The following is a 12,655-nucleotide window of genomic DNA, read 5'->3' on the forward strand; positions in this document are numbered from 1 at the left end:
GCTGAACAATTCTATAATCGCAAGAAAAACTTTCTTTAACCAGCGGTCTGTCTTCTGAGAAAGTACGTCGATTGACGTTTATCTTATGGATGATATTTTAATGAAGGAACGATGAAGAACGCATCCCTCCCCCTTAATATGTCCAAAGTATGAAGCGCTGTCGGTCCGTGCAAAAAAAGCCGGTCATTCTTCTTGCATTCCCCCCCTATTTTGCTATACTCAATTTTGTTTATATAAAAACAGAAATCGACAAATCATAAGAAAATAAACATAAGGAAAGGTTGTGACAACGTCCATGGACCACAGTCGTACACCGCTCTTCACCGCGCTTAAAGAACATGCGGCCAAAAACCCCGTGCAATTTCACATTCCGGGACATAAGAAGGGCCTCGGCACCGATGCCGAATTCAGGGAATTTATAGGGGATAACGCCTTTTCTATAGATTTGATCAATATTGCGCCGCTGGATGATTTGCATCAGCCTACAGGCGTCATTGAAGAAGCCCAGAAGCTGGCCGCCGACGCATTCGGTGCCGACCACACTTACTTCAGTGTCCAAGGGACAAGCGGAGCGATCATGACCATGATCATGTCGGTATGCTCCCCCGGCGATAAAATCATCGTACCGCGCAACGTTCATAAATCCGTGCTTTCCGCCATCATCTTTACCGGTGCCAAGCCTGTGTTCGTATCGCCTGCCCAGGATTCCAATGTGGGGATCGATCACGGGATCACGATCAGCTCCGTACGGAAAGCGCTAAAGCGTCACCCTGACGTCAAAGCCGTACTGGTCATCAATCCGACGTACTTCGGGGTGAGCGCTAACCTGAAGGAAATCGTCGATTTGGCCCACAGTTACAATGTTCCCGTGCTTGTGGACGAAGCGCACGGGGTTCTGATCCATTTTCATGAAGAACTTCCGATGTCGGCAATGGAAGCCGGTGCCGATATGGCTGCGACCAGCGTTCATAAACTCGGCGGATCGATGACCCAAAGCTCCGTGCTGAACGTGAACACCAAGAACGGATACATCAATCCTTACCGCGTGCAGACCATCATCAGTATGCTGACCACAACGTCGACCTCCTACATCCTGCTGGCATCGCTGGATACTTCTCGCCGGAGCCTGGCGCTGCATGGACGGGAAATGGCTGCAAGGACGATTGAATTGGCGCAATATGCACGAAACGAAGTCAACAAAATCGAAGGCCTGTACTGCTTCGGGAAGGAAATACTGGGCGGAGAAGCAACGTACTCCTATGATCCGACCAAGTTGACCGTTCATGTACGCCATCTTGGCATTACGGGATATGAAACCGAGAACTGGCTGCGGGACCACTACAATATTGAAGTGGAGCTCAGCGATATGTACAACATTCTGTGCCTCATTACACCGGGGGACAACCGGGAGACGATCGATATTCTGCTGACGGCGCTCCGAGAGCTTTCGGACCAGTACATGCACGTGAACGAAATTAATGAGCTGGTCGTGAAAACGCCGGAAATTCCGCAGCTGTCGCTTATTCCCCGCGATGCGTTTTATGGGGATACGGAGGTCGTGCCGTTCAAGGAATCGGCCGGACGCATTATTGCCGAATTCATCTATGTCTACCCGCCGGGAATTCCGATTTTGCTTCCGGGCGAAGTGATTTCCCAGGAAAACATCGATTACATTACCGATCATGTCGAGGTCGGCCTGCCTGTCAAAGGTCCTGAGGACCGCAGCATTCAGAACGTGAAAGTCATCGTGGAAACGGATCCTATATTCTAAGGCAGCAAATACAAAAAACCCGGTGCGAGTGGTTCGCATCGGGTTTTTCGTTAGGGAGTGTTACTCCTGGTTTGCAGCAGCGACCAGTTCGTTGTAAACCGCCTCTACTTCATTCCATTCGTCTTCGTCCTCAATATTGTAAAGAACCATTTCCTCGTTCTCTTCTTCCATACGTAGAATGACGCCGTCCGCTTCCGGATTCTCGCGTTCAAGCAAAAGCGCGTAAAGCTTCTCGCCGACATCAAATGTCTCCACGAGAACCATCTCTACTTCTTTTCCTTCTTCATCCGTCAATGTCAGCACAAACTCTTCATGCTCGTGGTCGTGGTCATGATCGTGACCGCAGCCGCAAGCATCTCCGTGTTCATGTTTGTGTTCGCTCATTGAAAAAACCTCACTTCGGTTAAATTATCATACTTTCGTATCGTATCACGGATAGCTTCTTCAGGTCAATTTTTGCCAAGCGGCGATGGACCCATCAATTTAGGGCGGTAATCACTTTCTCCGCAACTTTCACAAAACCGTCATCCGATTTGACTTTTACATAAAAGCCTACCGAGTATTTTCCGGCCGTTTTGAAATCGTATGTGAAATCATAGGTTCGGAACCAGAAGTTATCCTTGCGGTCCTTCACTTCCTGGGACTGGATGTCCTTGATATTGCCCGAAGGATCCTCAATCGCTACTTTCACGGCATGAATATTGTTGTTTAAGCTGTCTACCTGGCTAAATACATTGAATTTCAGCTTGCCTTTGTTTACGTTGCCGAATACAGTATCTCCTTTAAAGAGAAAAATATGCACATTCGGCTTGACGACCTGGACTTGTCCATTCGCCGAATTCCAGTCCACAGCCCCGTCAAATTCCCGGACCGGCACATAGGTTTTGCCATCAATCAAATATCCGCCATCCTTCAATTCGCGTCCGTTCAGCCAAACCCGAACACGCTCATTGACGGAATCCGCAAACAAAAGGGTGCTGCCACCCATTAAAGAGAGCACTAGCATACATGCCATCACTTTTTTCCACTTCATTTCATACGTTCCCTCCATTGGCTCTTCTTGTTGTTATATGTGTATACTACATGTCAAAAAACAAGTTGCGGACAATTTTGCACTTTGTGGTAAAATTTTTTTCTCGTGGTTCAAGGCTTGATGTTATCACGATTTTTGCAGCATTACGGCTCCGTTTCGAGCATATACTCCGTGTAAATACATAAGAAATTCGTTAAAATACACATAAGCATACTTGGACTATACATCATTTCATCAGGAGGTTTCATCCATTGACACTGACATTGCAAATGCTTGGCACCGGCAGTGCGTTTGCCAAGAACTACTATAACAATAACGCACTGATACATGACGGAAATTTCACGCTGCTCATCGACTGCGGAATCACCGCTCCGTTGGCGCTGCATCAGATGAACAAGACGTTTAACGATGTGGACGCCGTGCTCATCACGCATATTCATGCCGACCATGTTGGCGGTTTGGAGGAGCTTGCGTTTATTATGAAGATGAAATACAATCGCAAACTCCCGCTCTATATTGCTGAAGCGCTGGTGGAACCGATATGGGAACATACACTCAAGGGCGGCTTATACCAGCAGGGACATATCTCTTCCCTACAGGATGTATTTGACGTGCATCCTTTGAAACCGGGCGTGAAGGCCGCTATTTCATCCGGAATCTCGGTGGAGCTGATTCATACGCAGCATATTCCGGGCAAAGACAGCTATTCGCTTTATTTGAACGATCGGATTTTTTACAGCGCGGACATGGTATTCGACCCCATCCTGCTGAAGCAATTGGTAAATGAACGGGATTGCGAAGTGATTCTGCATGAATGCCAGCTGCAGGGCCCGGGGGAGGTGCACACGACACTCGATGAACTGCTCAGCCTGCCTCAAGAAATTCAGGAGCGCACCTATCTGATGCATTACAGCGATGAGGTTGAAGCTTTCATCGGCAAGACCGGAAACATGGAATTCGTGGAGCAGCAGCGGGTATACGAATTGTAGTTCAATATGCGTCAATGCATAGTTTACGAGGGTTCCCGGGAATAATAAGGCCGGGAGGCGATTCATATGGATCAACAACAAGAAGTAGTAGGCGTACGTAAAAATGGTGATGGCGACATCATCGAACTAAAGCTGGATAACGGCAGCGTCGTGGACTACAAGACGGCCCAACAGATGGCCAAGAATAAGGAAATCAAGAACCTGAACGTATTCCGTGGACGTGATGGAGACGAACATCTTCGTTCCAATGCGGATGGCGATCCAAGCAACAACCTGGACAATTTGCCGACGTTCTAATTCATGCGCAAAAGACCTCGAGGCGATGCTCGAGGTCTTTTCTTTTTTTGGGGACGATGCGGAATGACCGGCATCTTATTTGGTTTGGTTAGAGGCCTACAATTCCTTTTTCATGCGAACATGGGGAATGCCTGCATCATCAAACGGCTCGTCCGAAATCGTCTCATACCCGAGCTTGCGGTAAAAAGCCTCTGCCTGCACCTGTGCATCGAGCACGGAATATTGCAGCTTTAGTTCGCGAGCCTGCGCTTCCAGCGCCATCATCAGCACACGGCCAATCCCTTTGGAACGGAACGGCTTCCGCACCGCGATCCGCTGCATTTTGGCGGAATCCTTATTGTAATAGGTAATACGCCCGGTTGCGGCGTACTGCCCCTCCGACTTGATCAAGACATGGTGTGCATCCGATTCCAGGCGGTCGTAATCATCGATCTCCAAATCGATCGGCACCTTCTGTTCTAGGACAAACACATCCTTTCGGATATCCAGCGCCTGCTGCAACTGCTCTTCCGTTGATACATTGATGATTTCTGCTGCCATTTCAACACCTCTTTATGTAGAATCATTTCCTCGTGATATCGCAGGTCGAGATATTATACAAAATATTCGTTTTCCTGTATAGTAGTAGAAGCTAAGGTCTTCACGAAAGGAGCATTGCCTTTATGAGCATGGGAGCCACGATATTTTGGGCTGTGGTCATTGCTGCCCTGATCATCTATCCCACTTTCTGGACGATCAAAAAAGGTTATTCCCGCAAATGGGATGAGGAATAGCATCGGCCGTCTTACAACAAGCCGCCAGCCTGCCAGCCGGCGGTTTGTTCTGCTCACGGTTCGATCAGAGATCATCATGATGGTTGGCCCGCGTTAAGCATAATGCCGTTCCTGGAGCTCTTTATGGATGGAGATCCCTTAACGTGTCCGCCGCATCCATCGGGGATACCGGCTCCAGCGCCCCGCTTCCCTGCTTGGAATATACGTCCTGATCAACAGAGCGCCCGTACACATCCAGCATCACGGGCGCTGCAGGGGCATGCAGCGGCTCCAATTGCACCGATGTTCTTTCCGGGACACTGCAGCCGCCGCCCGCAATAGATACCGCCAATAACGAGAACACCAGTCCTGCTCGCTTGATACGATGGGATTTCCCACCTGTCATGCCATTCACGCTCCTTCATTGGCAAAATCATGTTGTATTTAGTCTGAACCGGAACGTGGTATTTTATAACGAGAAAACCATTGACAGCCGCCTTGTCTGCTGGTAATATATGAATTACCTTTTTAAATATTTCATGATCTGTTAGCTCAGCTGGGAGAGCACTATCTTGACAGGGTAGGGGTCAGTGGTTCGAGCCCACTACAGATCATCATGAAGAGCCCTTGCGCAGCAAGGGCTTTTTTCTTTTCTTCTAATGGTTGTCTATCTGAATTTCACTTTTTGGGGACGAATTGGGGGACAGAGTCAGTTAGACACTACTTTTAAGCCCGCTTTTTGGTCTTATTTGACCTCATTTCTACTATTATAATAATTTGTTCAAAGGTAACGCCTTCTTTATATAAAGAAAGATAAAAAGAACCGGTTTATTCTTCCTTCCCTCTTCCATCTGCCGGCGGATGATAGTTTCTTTATGTTCAGGAAGCATCATCCGGCTGGATTCCCAAAGACCGTTACCTTCAAGCTTTTTACGTGTCGTTGTCATTTATAGTGTCCCCGATCTTAGACGAAACGTGATGTTAAAACATTTACGCAATTTCGTTACATCACAGCCTTATTATGTATACAAAAAAACCTTGAGGTTATTTAAACCCCAAGGTTTTTTCGTTATTCTTCTTTCCAAACAGTATACCAATGTGTTGCTGTAGATTTATCATCATCTATGTACCAAAAAAAGTACTCCACTCCATCAACTGTAATGTAATGTAATGGCGTGAAATAGTCTCTGCTATACTGACTTTTTGGATACATATAACCCGCTTTTACTTTACATGGGTTACAATATTGAGGCGTTATCTCAGATTCTGTCTGTGAGATAGGACTTGCAGATACTGGCGCTGCTACAGTCATAAAAGCAGCAATGATAGAAGAGAATATTACAAATTTTTTCCCCATTCTAACCACGCTAACACCTCCAAATATTTATAAAAGTTAATTTACATAACCCATAACAATTGTATCATTTGGATATTATTGGAGTATATAGTGTTTAAGGACCATTAAATGGTATAATTATGTATATTTTATTCCGGATTTATCTTTGTCAATTGTCGCATTTGTCCGGGCTATTTATAGAATAGATGACATGACATTAATCCTACCATTCCTTCTCGCCTCTTTATTACATAGCCAAGCGCTATAATTCAGGTTAAGAGGTATTTCTATGTTTATTGAACCGATGTTACTTGCTACAGCGCCCGCTCCATTCTCAGACTCGCATACGCGCGCCATAACAACGACTGTTCTCGCCAATATCCTGAGATAGCCAACGCTATATTTCCGCATGACATCGTATTGGACGGCGAAATCGCGTGCGTTGATCCCGCGACTGGCAACTCGGATTTTAAAGCGGTTATGACACGAATCCAGGCGAAGAAGACGGATAAAATTACAGCTTTAGCCGGAACTCTGCCGTCTACATTCGTCATTTTCGACGTGCTGCAGTATAACGGCTACTTCACCGATAGAAGACAAAGAAAAAGGACCCCCGATAGCCTAAGCCGGTAGGGATCCTCTCACATAAATACAACTGTTCAAATCACGTAGGGTCTTTGTCATCCGGGGGAGTATTATACCCAGAAAGAACCTAAAATGATGACCAACAAGATAAAGAGAACAAGAACTGCTCCGACTGAGTTTTTACCGCCGTATCCACCTTCGTAACCAACTTCACCCATGAGGACTCCTCCTTTCAACGATCTCGATACAAAGTATTCAAAAACTCAAGCAATGCTAGGGCCAATATTCTTATTAACAAAAAAAAACGCCAGCCTAAGCCAGCGAGGTTCTTTTTACCGATGCGGCGCTGACCACATGGATATCACGGGTTGTGTGTTACCCGAGTTTTTTCTCCTTCCCGTCAATGGGGACGGAAAATGGAGCATATGACACCGTACAAAAAGAGGAAGCTGTCACAAAAGCCATAAAAATGACTGCGGGACAGCTTCTTTTTTTTAAAGAAGGAAACCTGAGTTGTAGTTGGCGGGCTACACTCTCATGTATATTCACAGAAATGCCACTTTGCTAATCATTTTCATATGTACATCATCCAAAAATACATAGGGGCTGCAACAACTCCCTCACGTTAAAAACTTCACCCAAGCAGCAATCGAGATAGGCTTGAAAATTAGGTTAAACACTTAGTTAATCACCCAAGCTTATACATAAGTGACCACATATTAATAATATGACTCTAAACAAAGGAGGAATAACCATGAGCGCTGATGCCGGGTATGGCTATGGCCGTAGTGCTGCTTTTGTCTTGGTTCTGTACATTCTTCTCGTTATCATTTTGGCAGCAGGTTTTTGGATCTAAAAACTAATGAAAACAGAAGCTGTTCCAAAAGCCATGAAAATGGCTGCGGGACAGCCCATTTCATAAAAAAACCATTCAGCGAGTCTCGGGGGACGATGGGGGAAACTAAAGAGGGCCAAGTCCCCGTCTTTTGTCCTTACCTAAGACGCAAAAAAATCAATCGAATATCGGTGCTTGATCCCATTCCAACTTAAATTGAGAACCAAACTTTCTGACAGAGTCTATATCAGCCGTAAGCGTGAAGTCTTGATCAGACCCAAAAAAGCCCAACTCATAAATACCTTCTGATTGGCTTCTTCTCCAGCTTAATTGATAGAGATGTTTTTCGAATGACATATATAATCCATCTAATTTGAATCCATTCAGTGTGTCCAACGGAAATTCCGTAGTTACTGTAATATAATTACGAATCGTTAGATTCGTCCAACCGAAATTCAAATCATAGATGAATCGGTTGGAATCATAAAATTTAAAGTTGATTTGGCATCCTTCGTACTTTCCAGGGATACGAGATATAAAATGAAATTCGGCTCGTGTCCCCTCATTCGTGCAATCTCTAAGCACAGGCATCTCTATACCTCCTGCCGACTCAATGTGTCGTCCAGTAATCCGCAGCTCTTTCCACTCTTTGAACGGGCTGTGCCTCTTCTTTCAGCACAATCAGGCTCTGCAATTCCCGCTTGTTCTTAAACATAATATAGCCTTGTTCCTCCAATGAAGCTATGCCCTCCATAATTTCGTTCGGTTTACGTCCCGTTAGGTACTTAAGTAACCGTAAGGTCGGGACACGGCTGCGATGCGCCGGATAGTTGATCAAAATTCGGAGCAGTTTTCGTTCCAGATCAGGAAGCATGCGAACCTCTTCCTTTCTGGGGCCTCCAGGACAGGATGTTGTTTTCATTGAATACCCGGGGCTTTCCCGTCTCCAGGCACGTTGCCCGAATCCGCTGATCCTTAATGCTGTGTATCTGTATTTTGCGCTGGGTAATGTTGCCCTTACGGTCTTCGTATATGATTTCTACGGTTTGCTCCAGGTATTTCTCAAACATGATGCACTCACCTCTGATAAGAACATTTGTTTGTATTATATGCGAACACTCGTTCTTTTATCAATGTTAATTTTACCCTAATCGGCTTGGCATCTATTACTAACAAACTCGCAATCATTGGAGCATCGATGGAACCGACCGTTAAGGACTCAGCTGTAGCTTCCTAAGTCATAATAAAAACCGGCGCCAACCGGCACCGGCTACTACGACCCATATCTCATTCAACAACCATGAACTTACCACAAATTTGGTGTACCCCAGTCCCCGTATCAATTGGATCAAGATTTATTTCAAAAGTTCTTCCGGCGTCTCTCCGCTATACACAAATACGGGACTTGCAGTATTAACGACAAATACGGCTACCAACGTCAGTGCAGATGCGATGAACGAAAAAAAACGATGACGAATCTTATGGATCCATAACATGAGCTTGTCCTCCTTTCCAGCGTAATAAACTAATAGCCTGGATTAAAAATATGACAGCCAATGTTGGGGACTGAAGGACAAAATTGAACATCACGATGAAGCAGCTAATCAAGCGGAGCTTAGAGTAATGCTTGCTCGGTATCCGGGATTGTCTCTCGATTCGGCTGGGAGCAAACAGCATAACCAGCAACAGACTAAGCGCATTCATAACGAGCACAGCTGCAATCCCCATATCAACGAAAGTCACCAAGGTAAACAGTGCTGTCGTGAACGCAATACAGCCGGCCCCCGTCTTAAGGTGATACCCTCCCGAGAATTGCCTCAGTATTGCGAAGCCCGTCAAGGCTATGACCGCCTCTCTCACGTTACCCGAGAAGATCGAAATCAGCAGCGTGAATACGACAATGAACATCACGTTGAATAGAATGGCGAGCGCGTGCTTCAAAACAGGAACGGAGGACGGATGATCAGGAACCTGACGTTTGATCCTCTCCGCTATCCGCTCTGACAGTCCTTCTATGATCATAAGACTCCCGCTCCTCTGTATTGATGGCATAATACAAGAAGATTCCAAATGTGATTCCAAAGAAGAGAAGATGCAGCCACAGGCGGTTGAGGTAAAACAGAATGGCAATTAATATCAGCACTACGATAATTAAAGCGATCAACAGAACATGTTCAAATTTAATGCGCAGCTTCTCCAGGTCGTACTTAAACCCGATACCGAACCTGTACATCAACCAGGATATCAGCAGTCCCGTCGCTCCTGACAGAACTTGAAGGATGTAACCTTTGGCAGGATCGGTCTGAATGGCATTGATCGATCCGAACACCGTAGTCAAATAGGCGGTTTGAATCAACGCATAGAACATGTAGCCTATAATGGTGCAAATCGCCGACCAAATGACTGGAATTTTAATGATGGCCGAGAACAAGAACACAAAGATCATTACCGTAATAAGCGGGGCAAGAAAATCGAGCGAGAGTTCATTCCGCATGATGTAACTCTGTAGATTGGCAAGGATCATAACCAGCAGGGCTTGCCATATGTACTCCGTTGTTTTAAATCTAAGCAATGTCATGATCAGTGAATAAATCGCCAGTGTTTCAAAAGTCGAAAACACCATAAACCAAATAGCTTCCATTCAAAGATTTCCTCCCTACACCGTAAAGAAATGGTTTAATGTGTACAACGCCACTTCCCGATTCATCCTGGCTGAGCTGAATGGTTATAACGTCTCTAAGAAACGTATATCTTCAGCCTTCAGATTCTATCGAGTCGTCCCTGAATGATGCATGTTCTTGAGGTCAATTCCGATGGCGCCTGCCATTTCTTATATGTCTGGAAGCTCTGATGAAAAATGCAATAACTATCGAACGGCGTCAATAGCTCCGGCTGGTATACAATTACCAAGCACAACGGCCCGGAACTTATAACGCCAAGACGAAGCAAACCACTGCAACGTTCAATCCGCAAAACAAAAAACGAGCATCAATGATCAAGAATCCACGACCTTATGAACATGACTAAGCCAGAATAAACTCGTGTCGCACGATGCGTAACATCCTGACATCATCATCTAAGTCGATTATATAAGGCCATGTAGGCATAACAACAGGTAATTAAATACATATGTGGGGGAATCCATCATGGATCTATGAAGTGTAGAGTTTATAAAAGGAGATAACTAGATATAACTCTATTATATACGAACCTACGTTCCTGTTCAACCATTAAGGAACGACAGAATTTATTTTATTCTGACATAAACCTTACACAATTAGATATTAAGTTAGGGATCAACTAATCTGCATTCCAAGAAGAGGCATCCGCCGGATGCCCCTCCCCTTTTATTCCGTTCTCGTCCCCAACCTTTCAAAGGGATGCGCCTTGTTAGCCGGAATGTTTTTGTGTATGAGTAAAGCAGTCACTTATACAGTCTGGTCCAAGCCAAACTATTGGCAGCCAGCAGCACGACGATATAGGCCGATATACCGTAGGTAACCGTGCTACTAAAATAGTGCAAGCCGCATAACCCGCCGACAACGATAATGAACACCAGCACCCACCAGCCGTCTTTTTGCTGAGCCATATTAAACGCTTGGGAGAACGGCGGATGGCGAAGCATCGCCTTGGCCGACACAGGAATCAGCACCAAGCCGGTAAGAAGAATGATGAGAACGTCCGGTAGGATCCGAATACCGAATATGATCAGGAATACGATCGCATTCACAGTGAACAACGGCAGGAACATTTTTATGGCAAAGGCCTTTAAAGCTCCTTGATATAAGGAACTCATGCTTGGCAGCGGGGCCGCCCCAAACAGCCAGAAGGCCTTGGGTTTGCCGGAGAATTTCAACATCATCACGACGGTTACAATCATGATAAGCATGACGTGCAGCACATAGTACGACGATCCCCTGCCGATTTCCGCCAGGGAGGAATTACGGATCGTGGAGAAAAAGAACAAGTAGGGCAGCAGAACGGACAACCCGAGCGTAGGATACACCTTCAGCTTGAATTCTCTCTCGTTCTTCAACATGCTGGCAGATAACCGGAAACATGCCTGTTCCGTGCGGGACCGGCATACGATTTTGGCCAAAAACCTGTCAAACCGACCGCGCTCCCGCCCTTTTCCCGCTTCGCTGTGCGCCAGCTTTTCCAGATACTGCTCGAAGGATGGAATATAACGAAGGTACGCCACCATGAGCAGAACCGGAACGAACACGGCCAGTAAGGATAGGACAATCAGCCACCCGCTCCCCTCGCCGAACATCCATTCAAATGGGGCCGCAAACCATACGGGCGGAAGCAGGACCTGCCACCAGGCCGGCGTAAATACCAAATTGAAATCAATCAAATCAAATGAACGGATCACGAACTGATAGCCGATGGCCAGCGTAGCGGAAAGCCCAATCTGTACATAATTGATCAGATCCTTCAGTTTCTCTCCGTCCCAATATTTCAGCAGCACCAGATAAATCATGGAGGTGCTCACCAGTATGAGCATATTCATGAGAATAAGCTCAAGGATGCAGATCAGGAAAAACAGCACGCCATGCTTAAACAGCCCCACGGCAAGTGAAGCGGCCGATAGCGCTCCGGTCAGCAGCAGCAAATAAATACCGGCATGAATCGATCTGGCCACGCCGACCGTGCGGCCGTCGATCGGTTTCGTCATCAGAATGCTGCGGTCGCGCACATCCAAAAGCACGGATGAGAAATCCGAAATCATGGAGGTCATGATCAGGAACATGAGGATGGCGGACAGGATGCTCATCGGCATCAGATATTCCGGATCGCTCCAGAACACAAACGGCGTCAGGACAAGCCCGATTAAGCCATACAACCAGAGGGAACTGACAAACAGGTTTTTATCCTGCTCTTCGGCCTTCCGGCTGTTTGAAGATAATATGACGGGTGCCCGCCTCGAGTCCATCAGCAGCTTGACATGCAGGATCCGCCGCAGCGTTTCATAGTCGACGCCCAGTCTCGAGATAACCCCTTGAAACCGATCCAGCAGCTTGAGCATTCGAAATGAAACTTCCGGGCCCGCCATA

Annotated in this window: 18 protein-coding genes, 1 tRNA gene and 1 pseudogene; 6 read left to right on the forward strand and 14 right to left on the reverse strand. The window is 46.3% G+C overall.

What is annotated here, in order from left to right; all coding sequences use genetic code 11:
- Nucleotides 1-295 precede the first annotated feature (295 nt).
- Nucleotides 296-1,771 (forward strand): aminotransferase class I/II-fold pyridoxal phosphate-dependent enzyme, encoded by a 1,476-nt coding sequence (locus tag JNUCC32_RS15845; protein WP_096773119.1) that lies wholly within the window; start codon nucleotides 296-298, stop codon nucleotides 1,769-1,771.
- A 60-nt stretch (nucleotides 1,772-1,831) separates the two neighbouring features.
- Here the strand turns inward: JNUCC32_RS15845 and JNUCC32_RS15850 are convergent, their stop codons facing one another.
- Both JNUCC32_RS15850 and JNUCC32_RS15855 read right to left on the reverse strand, forming a co-directional pair.
- Nucleotides 1,832-2,155 carry a DUF1292 domain-containing protein gene (locus JNUCC32_RS15850; protein WP_009589641.1) on the reverse strand — a complete coding sequence of 108 codons (324 nt, stop codon included), beginning with the start codon at nucleotides 2,153-2,155 and terminating at the stop codon, nucleotides 1,832-1,834.
- A 94-nt stretch (nucleotides 2,156-2,249) separates the two neighbouring features.
- Complete coding sequence (locus tag JNUCC32_RS15855; protein ID WP_015734300.1) at nucleotides 2,250-2,804, reverse strand: copper amine oxidase; 555 nt, start codon at nucleotides 2,802-2,804, stop codon at nucleotides 2,250-2,252.
- A gap of 251 nt (nucleotides 2,805-3,055) precedes the next feature.
- Here JNUCC32_RS15855 and JNUCC32_RS15860 point away from each other — a divergent pair, with 251 nt between their 5' ends.
- The gene (locus JNUCC32_RS15860) at nucleotides 3,056-3,793 is read left to right on the forward strand and encodes an MBL fold metallo-hydrolase (RefSeq protein ID WP_192569183.1); all 738 of its coding nucleotides are present in this window, start codon (nucleotides 3,056-3,058) and stop codon (nucleotides 3,791-3,793) included.
- A 66-nt stretch (nucleotides 3,794-3,859) separates the two neighbouring features.
- Nucleotides 3,860-4,090 (forward strand): DUF3892 domain-containing protein, encoded by a 231-nt coding sequence (locus JNUCC32_RS15865; RefSeq protein WP_015734298.1) that lies wholly within the window; start codon nucleotides 3,860-3,862, stop codon nucleotides 4,088-4,090.
- 96 nt (nucleotides 4,091-4,186) lie between these two features.
- Here JNUCC32_RS15865 and JNUCC32_RS15870 read toward each other — a convergent pair whose 3' ends face one another.
- Together JNUCC32_RS15870 and JNUCC32_RS15875 are read right to left on the reverse strand one after the other, a co-directional pair.
- Nucleotides 4,187-4,630: a GNAT family N-acetyltransferase gene (locus JNUCC32_RS15870; RefSeq protein ID WP_015734297.1), complete on the reverse strand. Its 444-nt coding sequence runs from the start codon at nucleotides 4,628-4,630 to the stop codon at nucleotides 4,187-4,189.
- 354 nt (nucleotides 4,631-4,984) lie between these two features.
- A complete protein-coding gene (locus JNUCC32_RS15875) occupies nucleotides 4,985-5,248 on the reverse strand; it encodes a hypothetical protein (protein ID WP_192569184.1) in 264 nt (87 codons plus the stop codon).
- Nucleotides 5,249-5,383: 135 nt separating this feature from the next.
- Here JNUCC32_RS15875 and JNUCC32_RS15880 point away from each other — a divergent pair.
- Nucleotides 5,384-5,456, forward strand: a tRNA-Val gene (locus JNUCC32_RS15880).
- A gap of 204 nt (nucleotides 5,457-5,660) precedes the next feature.
- On the opposite strand, the pseudogene JNUCC32_RS15885 reads toward JNUCC32_RS15880, so the two are convergent.
- Nucleotides 5,661-5,789: pseudogene (locus JNUCC32_RS15885) on the reverse strand (YolD-like family protein); the annotation flags it as partial.
- Nucleotides 5,790-5,911: 122 nt separating this feature from the next.
- Entirely contained in the window at nucleotides 5,912-6,208 is a 297-nt protein-coding gene (locus tag JNUCC32_RS15890; protein WP_041621959.1) for a hypothetical protein, read from the reverse strand.
- A gap of 369 nt (nucleotides 6,209-6,577) precedes the next feature.
- Between JNUCC32_RS15890 and JNUCC32_RS15895 the strand changes: the two genes are divergently transcribed.
- Nucleotides 6,578-6,811 (forward strand): ATP-dependent DNA ligase, encoded by a 234-nt coding sequence (locus JNUCC32_RS15895; RefSeq protein WP_267132984.1) that lies wholly within the window; start codon nucleotides 6,578-6,580, stop codon nucleotides 6,809-6,811.
- Nucleotides 6,812-6,873: 62 nt separating this feature from the next.
- Here JNUCC32_RS15895 and JNUCC32_RS15900 read toward each other — a convergent pair whose 3' ends face one another.
- The gene (locus JNUCC32_RS15900; RefSeq protein WP_192569185.1) at nucleotides 6,874-6,981 is read right to left on the reverse strand and encodes a sporulation protein YjcZ; all 108 of its coding nucleotides are present in this window, start codon (nucleotides 6,979-6,981) and stop codon (nucleotides 6,874-6,876) included.
- Between the two features lie 536 nt (nucleotides 6,982-7,517).
- On the opposite strand from JNUCC32_RS15900, the gene JNUCC32_RS15905 reads away from it, so the two are divergent.
- The gene (locus JNUCC32_RS15905; RefSeq protein WP_096773114.1) at nucleotides 7,518-7,619 is read left to right on the forward strand and encodes a YjcZ family sporulation protein; all 102 of its coding nucleotides are present in this window, start codon (nucleotides 7,518-7,520) and stop codon (nucleotides 7,617-7,619) included.
- 156 nt (nucleotides 7,620-7,775) lie between these two features.
- On the opposite strand, the gene JNUCC32_RS15910 is transcribed toward JNUCC32_RS15905, so the two are convergent.
- The 7 genes from JNUCC32_RS15910 to JNUCC32_RS15940 form a co-directional block, all read right to left on the reverse strand.
- Nucleotides 7,776-8,189: a hypothetical protein gene (locus JNUCC32_RS15910; RefSeq protein WP_192569186.1), complete on the reverse strand. Its 414-nt coding sequence runs from the start codon at nucleotides 8,187-8,189 to the stop codon at nucleotides 7,776-7,778.
- A 19-nt stretch (nucleotides 8,190-8,208) separates the two neighbouring features.
- Nucleotides 8,209-8,472 carry a helix-turn-helix domain-containing protein gene (locus JNUCC32_RS15915; protein WP_015734291.1) on the reverse strand — a complete coding sequence of 88 codons (264 nt, stop codon included), beginning with the start codon at nucleotides 8,470-8,472 and terminating at the stop codon, nucleotides 8,209-8,211.
- Nucleotides 8,462-8,668, reverse strand: coding sequence for a hypothetical protein (locus tag JNUCC32_RS15920; RefSeq protein ID WP_009589586.1), 207 nt, complete (start codon nucleotides 8,666-8,668; stop codon nucleotides 8,462-8,464). Before JNUCC32_RS15920 ends, JNUCC32_RS15915 begins: the two co-directional genes overlap by 11 nt.
- A 285-nt stretch (nucleotides 8,669-8,953) precedes the next feature.
- Nucleotides 8,954-9,094, reverse strand: a complete 141-nt coding sequence (locus JNUCC32_RS15925) for a cyclic lactone autoinducer peptide (RefSeq protein ID WP_009589655.1) — start codon at nucleotides 9,092-9,094, stop codon at nucleotides 8,954-8,956.
- Nucleotides 9,078-9,620 (reverse strand): accessory gene regulator ArgB-like protein, encoded by a 543-nt coding sequence (locus JNUCC32_RS15930; protein WP_051425425.1) that lies wholly within the window; start codon nucleotides 9,618-9,620, stop codon nucleotides 9,078-9,080. The genes JNUCC32_RS15925 and JNUCC32_RS15930 overlap by 17 nt, the downstream gene beginning before the upstream one ends.
- Entirely contained in the window at nucleotides 9,562-10,239 is a 678-nt protein-coding gene (locus JNUCC32_RS15935) for a hypothetical protein (protein WP_096773111.1), read from the reverse strand. The genes JNUCC32_RS15930 and JNUCC32_RS15935 overlap by 59 nt, the downstream gene beginning before the upstream one ends.
- Before the next feature lie 783 nt (nucleotides 10,240-11,022).
- Complete coding sequence (locus tag JNUCC32_RS15940; protein ID WP_192569187.1) at nucleotides 11,023-12,654, reverse strand: hypothetical protein; 1,632 nt, start codon at nucleotides 12,652-12,654, stop codon at nucleotides 11,023-11,025.
- Between the last annotated feature and the right edge of the window lies 1 nt (nucleotide 12,655).

It is taken from the genome of Paenibacillus sp. JNUCC32 (assembly GCF_014863545.1).
Classification (GTDB): domain Bacteria; phylum Bacillota; class Bacilli; order Paenibacillales; family Paenibacillaceae; genus Paenibacillus_AQ; species Paenibacillus_AQ lautus_A.

What these genes read in the sequence shown, in the direction of transcription:
- JNUCC32_RS15845 (WP_096773119.1), top strand. Translation starts at nt 296, where the DNA reads ATGGACCACAGTCGTACACCGCTCTTCACCGCGCTTAAAGAACATGCG.
- JNUCC32_RS15850 (WP_009589641.1), bottom strand. Translation starts at nt 2,155, where the DNA reads ATGAGCGAACACAAACATGAACACGGAGATGCTTGCGGCTGCGGTCAC.
- JNUCC32_RS15855 (WP_015734300.1), bottom strand. Translation starts at nt 2,804, where the DNA reads ATGAAGTGGAAAAAAGTGATGGCATGTATGCTAGTGCTCTCTTTAATG.
- JNUCC32_RS15865 (WP_015734298.1), top strand. Translation starts at nt 3,860, where the DNA reads ATGGATCAACAACAAGAAGTAGTAGGCGTACGTAAAAATGGTGATGGC.
- JNUCC32_RS15870 (WP_015734297.1), bottom strand. Translation starts at nt 4,630, where the DNA reads ATGGCAGCAGAAATCATCAATGTATCAACGGAAGAGCAGTTGCAGCAG.
- JNUCC32_RS15875 (WP_192569184.1), bottom strand. Translation starts at nt 5,248, where the DNA reads ATGACAGGTGGGAAATCCCATCGTATCAAGCGAGCAGGACTGGTGTTC.
- JNUCC32_RS15900 (WP_192569185.1), bottom strand. Translation starts at nt 6,981, where the DNA reads ATGGGTGAAGTTGGTTACGAAGGTGGATACGGCGGTAAAAACTCAGTC.
- JNUCC32_RS15905 (WP_096773114.1), top strand. Translation starts at nt 7,518, where the DNA reads ATGAGCGCTGATGCCGGGTATGGCTATGGCCGTAGTGCTGCTTTTGTC.
- JNUCC32_RS15910 (WP_192569186.1), bottom strand. Translation starts at nt 8,189, where the DNA reads ATGCCTGTGCTTAGAGATTGCACGAATGAGGGGACACGAGCCGAATTT.
- JNUCC32_RS15915 (WP_015734291.1), bottom strand. Translation starts at nt 8,472, where the DNA reads ATGCTTCCTGATCTGGAACGAAAACTGCTCCGAATTTTGATCAACTAT.
- JNUCC32_RS15920 (WP_009589586.1), bottom strand. Translation starts at nt 8,668, where the DNA reads ATGTTTGAGAAATACCTGGAGCAAACCGTAGAAATCATATACGAAGAC.
- JNUCC32_RS15925 (WP_009589655.1), bottom strand. Translation starts at nt 9,094, where the DNA reads ATGTTATGGATCCATAAGATTCGTCATCGTTTTTTTTCGTTCATCGCA.
- JNUCC32_RS15930 (WP_051425425.1), bottom strand. Translation starts at nt 9,620, where the DNA reads ATGATCATAGAAGGACTGTCAGAGCGGATAGCGGAGAGGATCAAACGT.
- JNUCC32_RS15935 (WP_096773111.1), bottom strand. Translation starts at nt 10,239, where the DNA reads ATGGAAGCTATTTGGTTTATGGTGTTTTCGACTTTTGAAACACTGGCG.
- JNUCC32_RS15940 (WP_192569187.1), bottom strand. Translation starts at nt 12,654, where the DNA reads ATGGCGGGCCCGGAAGTTTCATTTCGAATGCTCAAGCTGCTGGATCGG.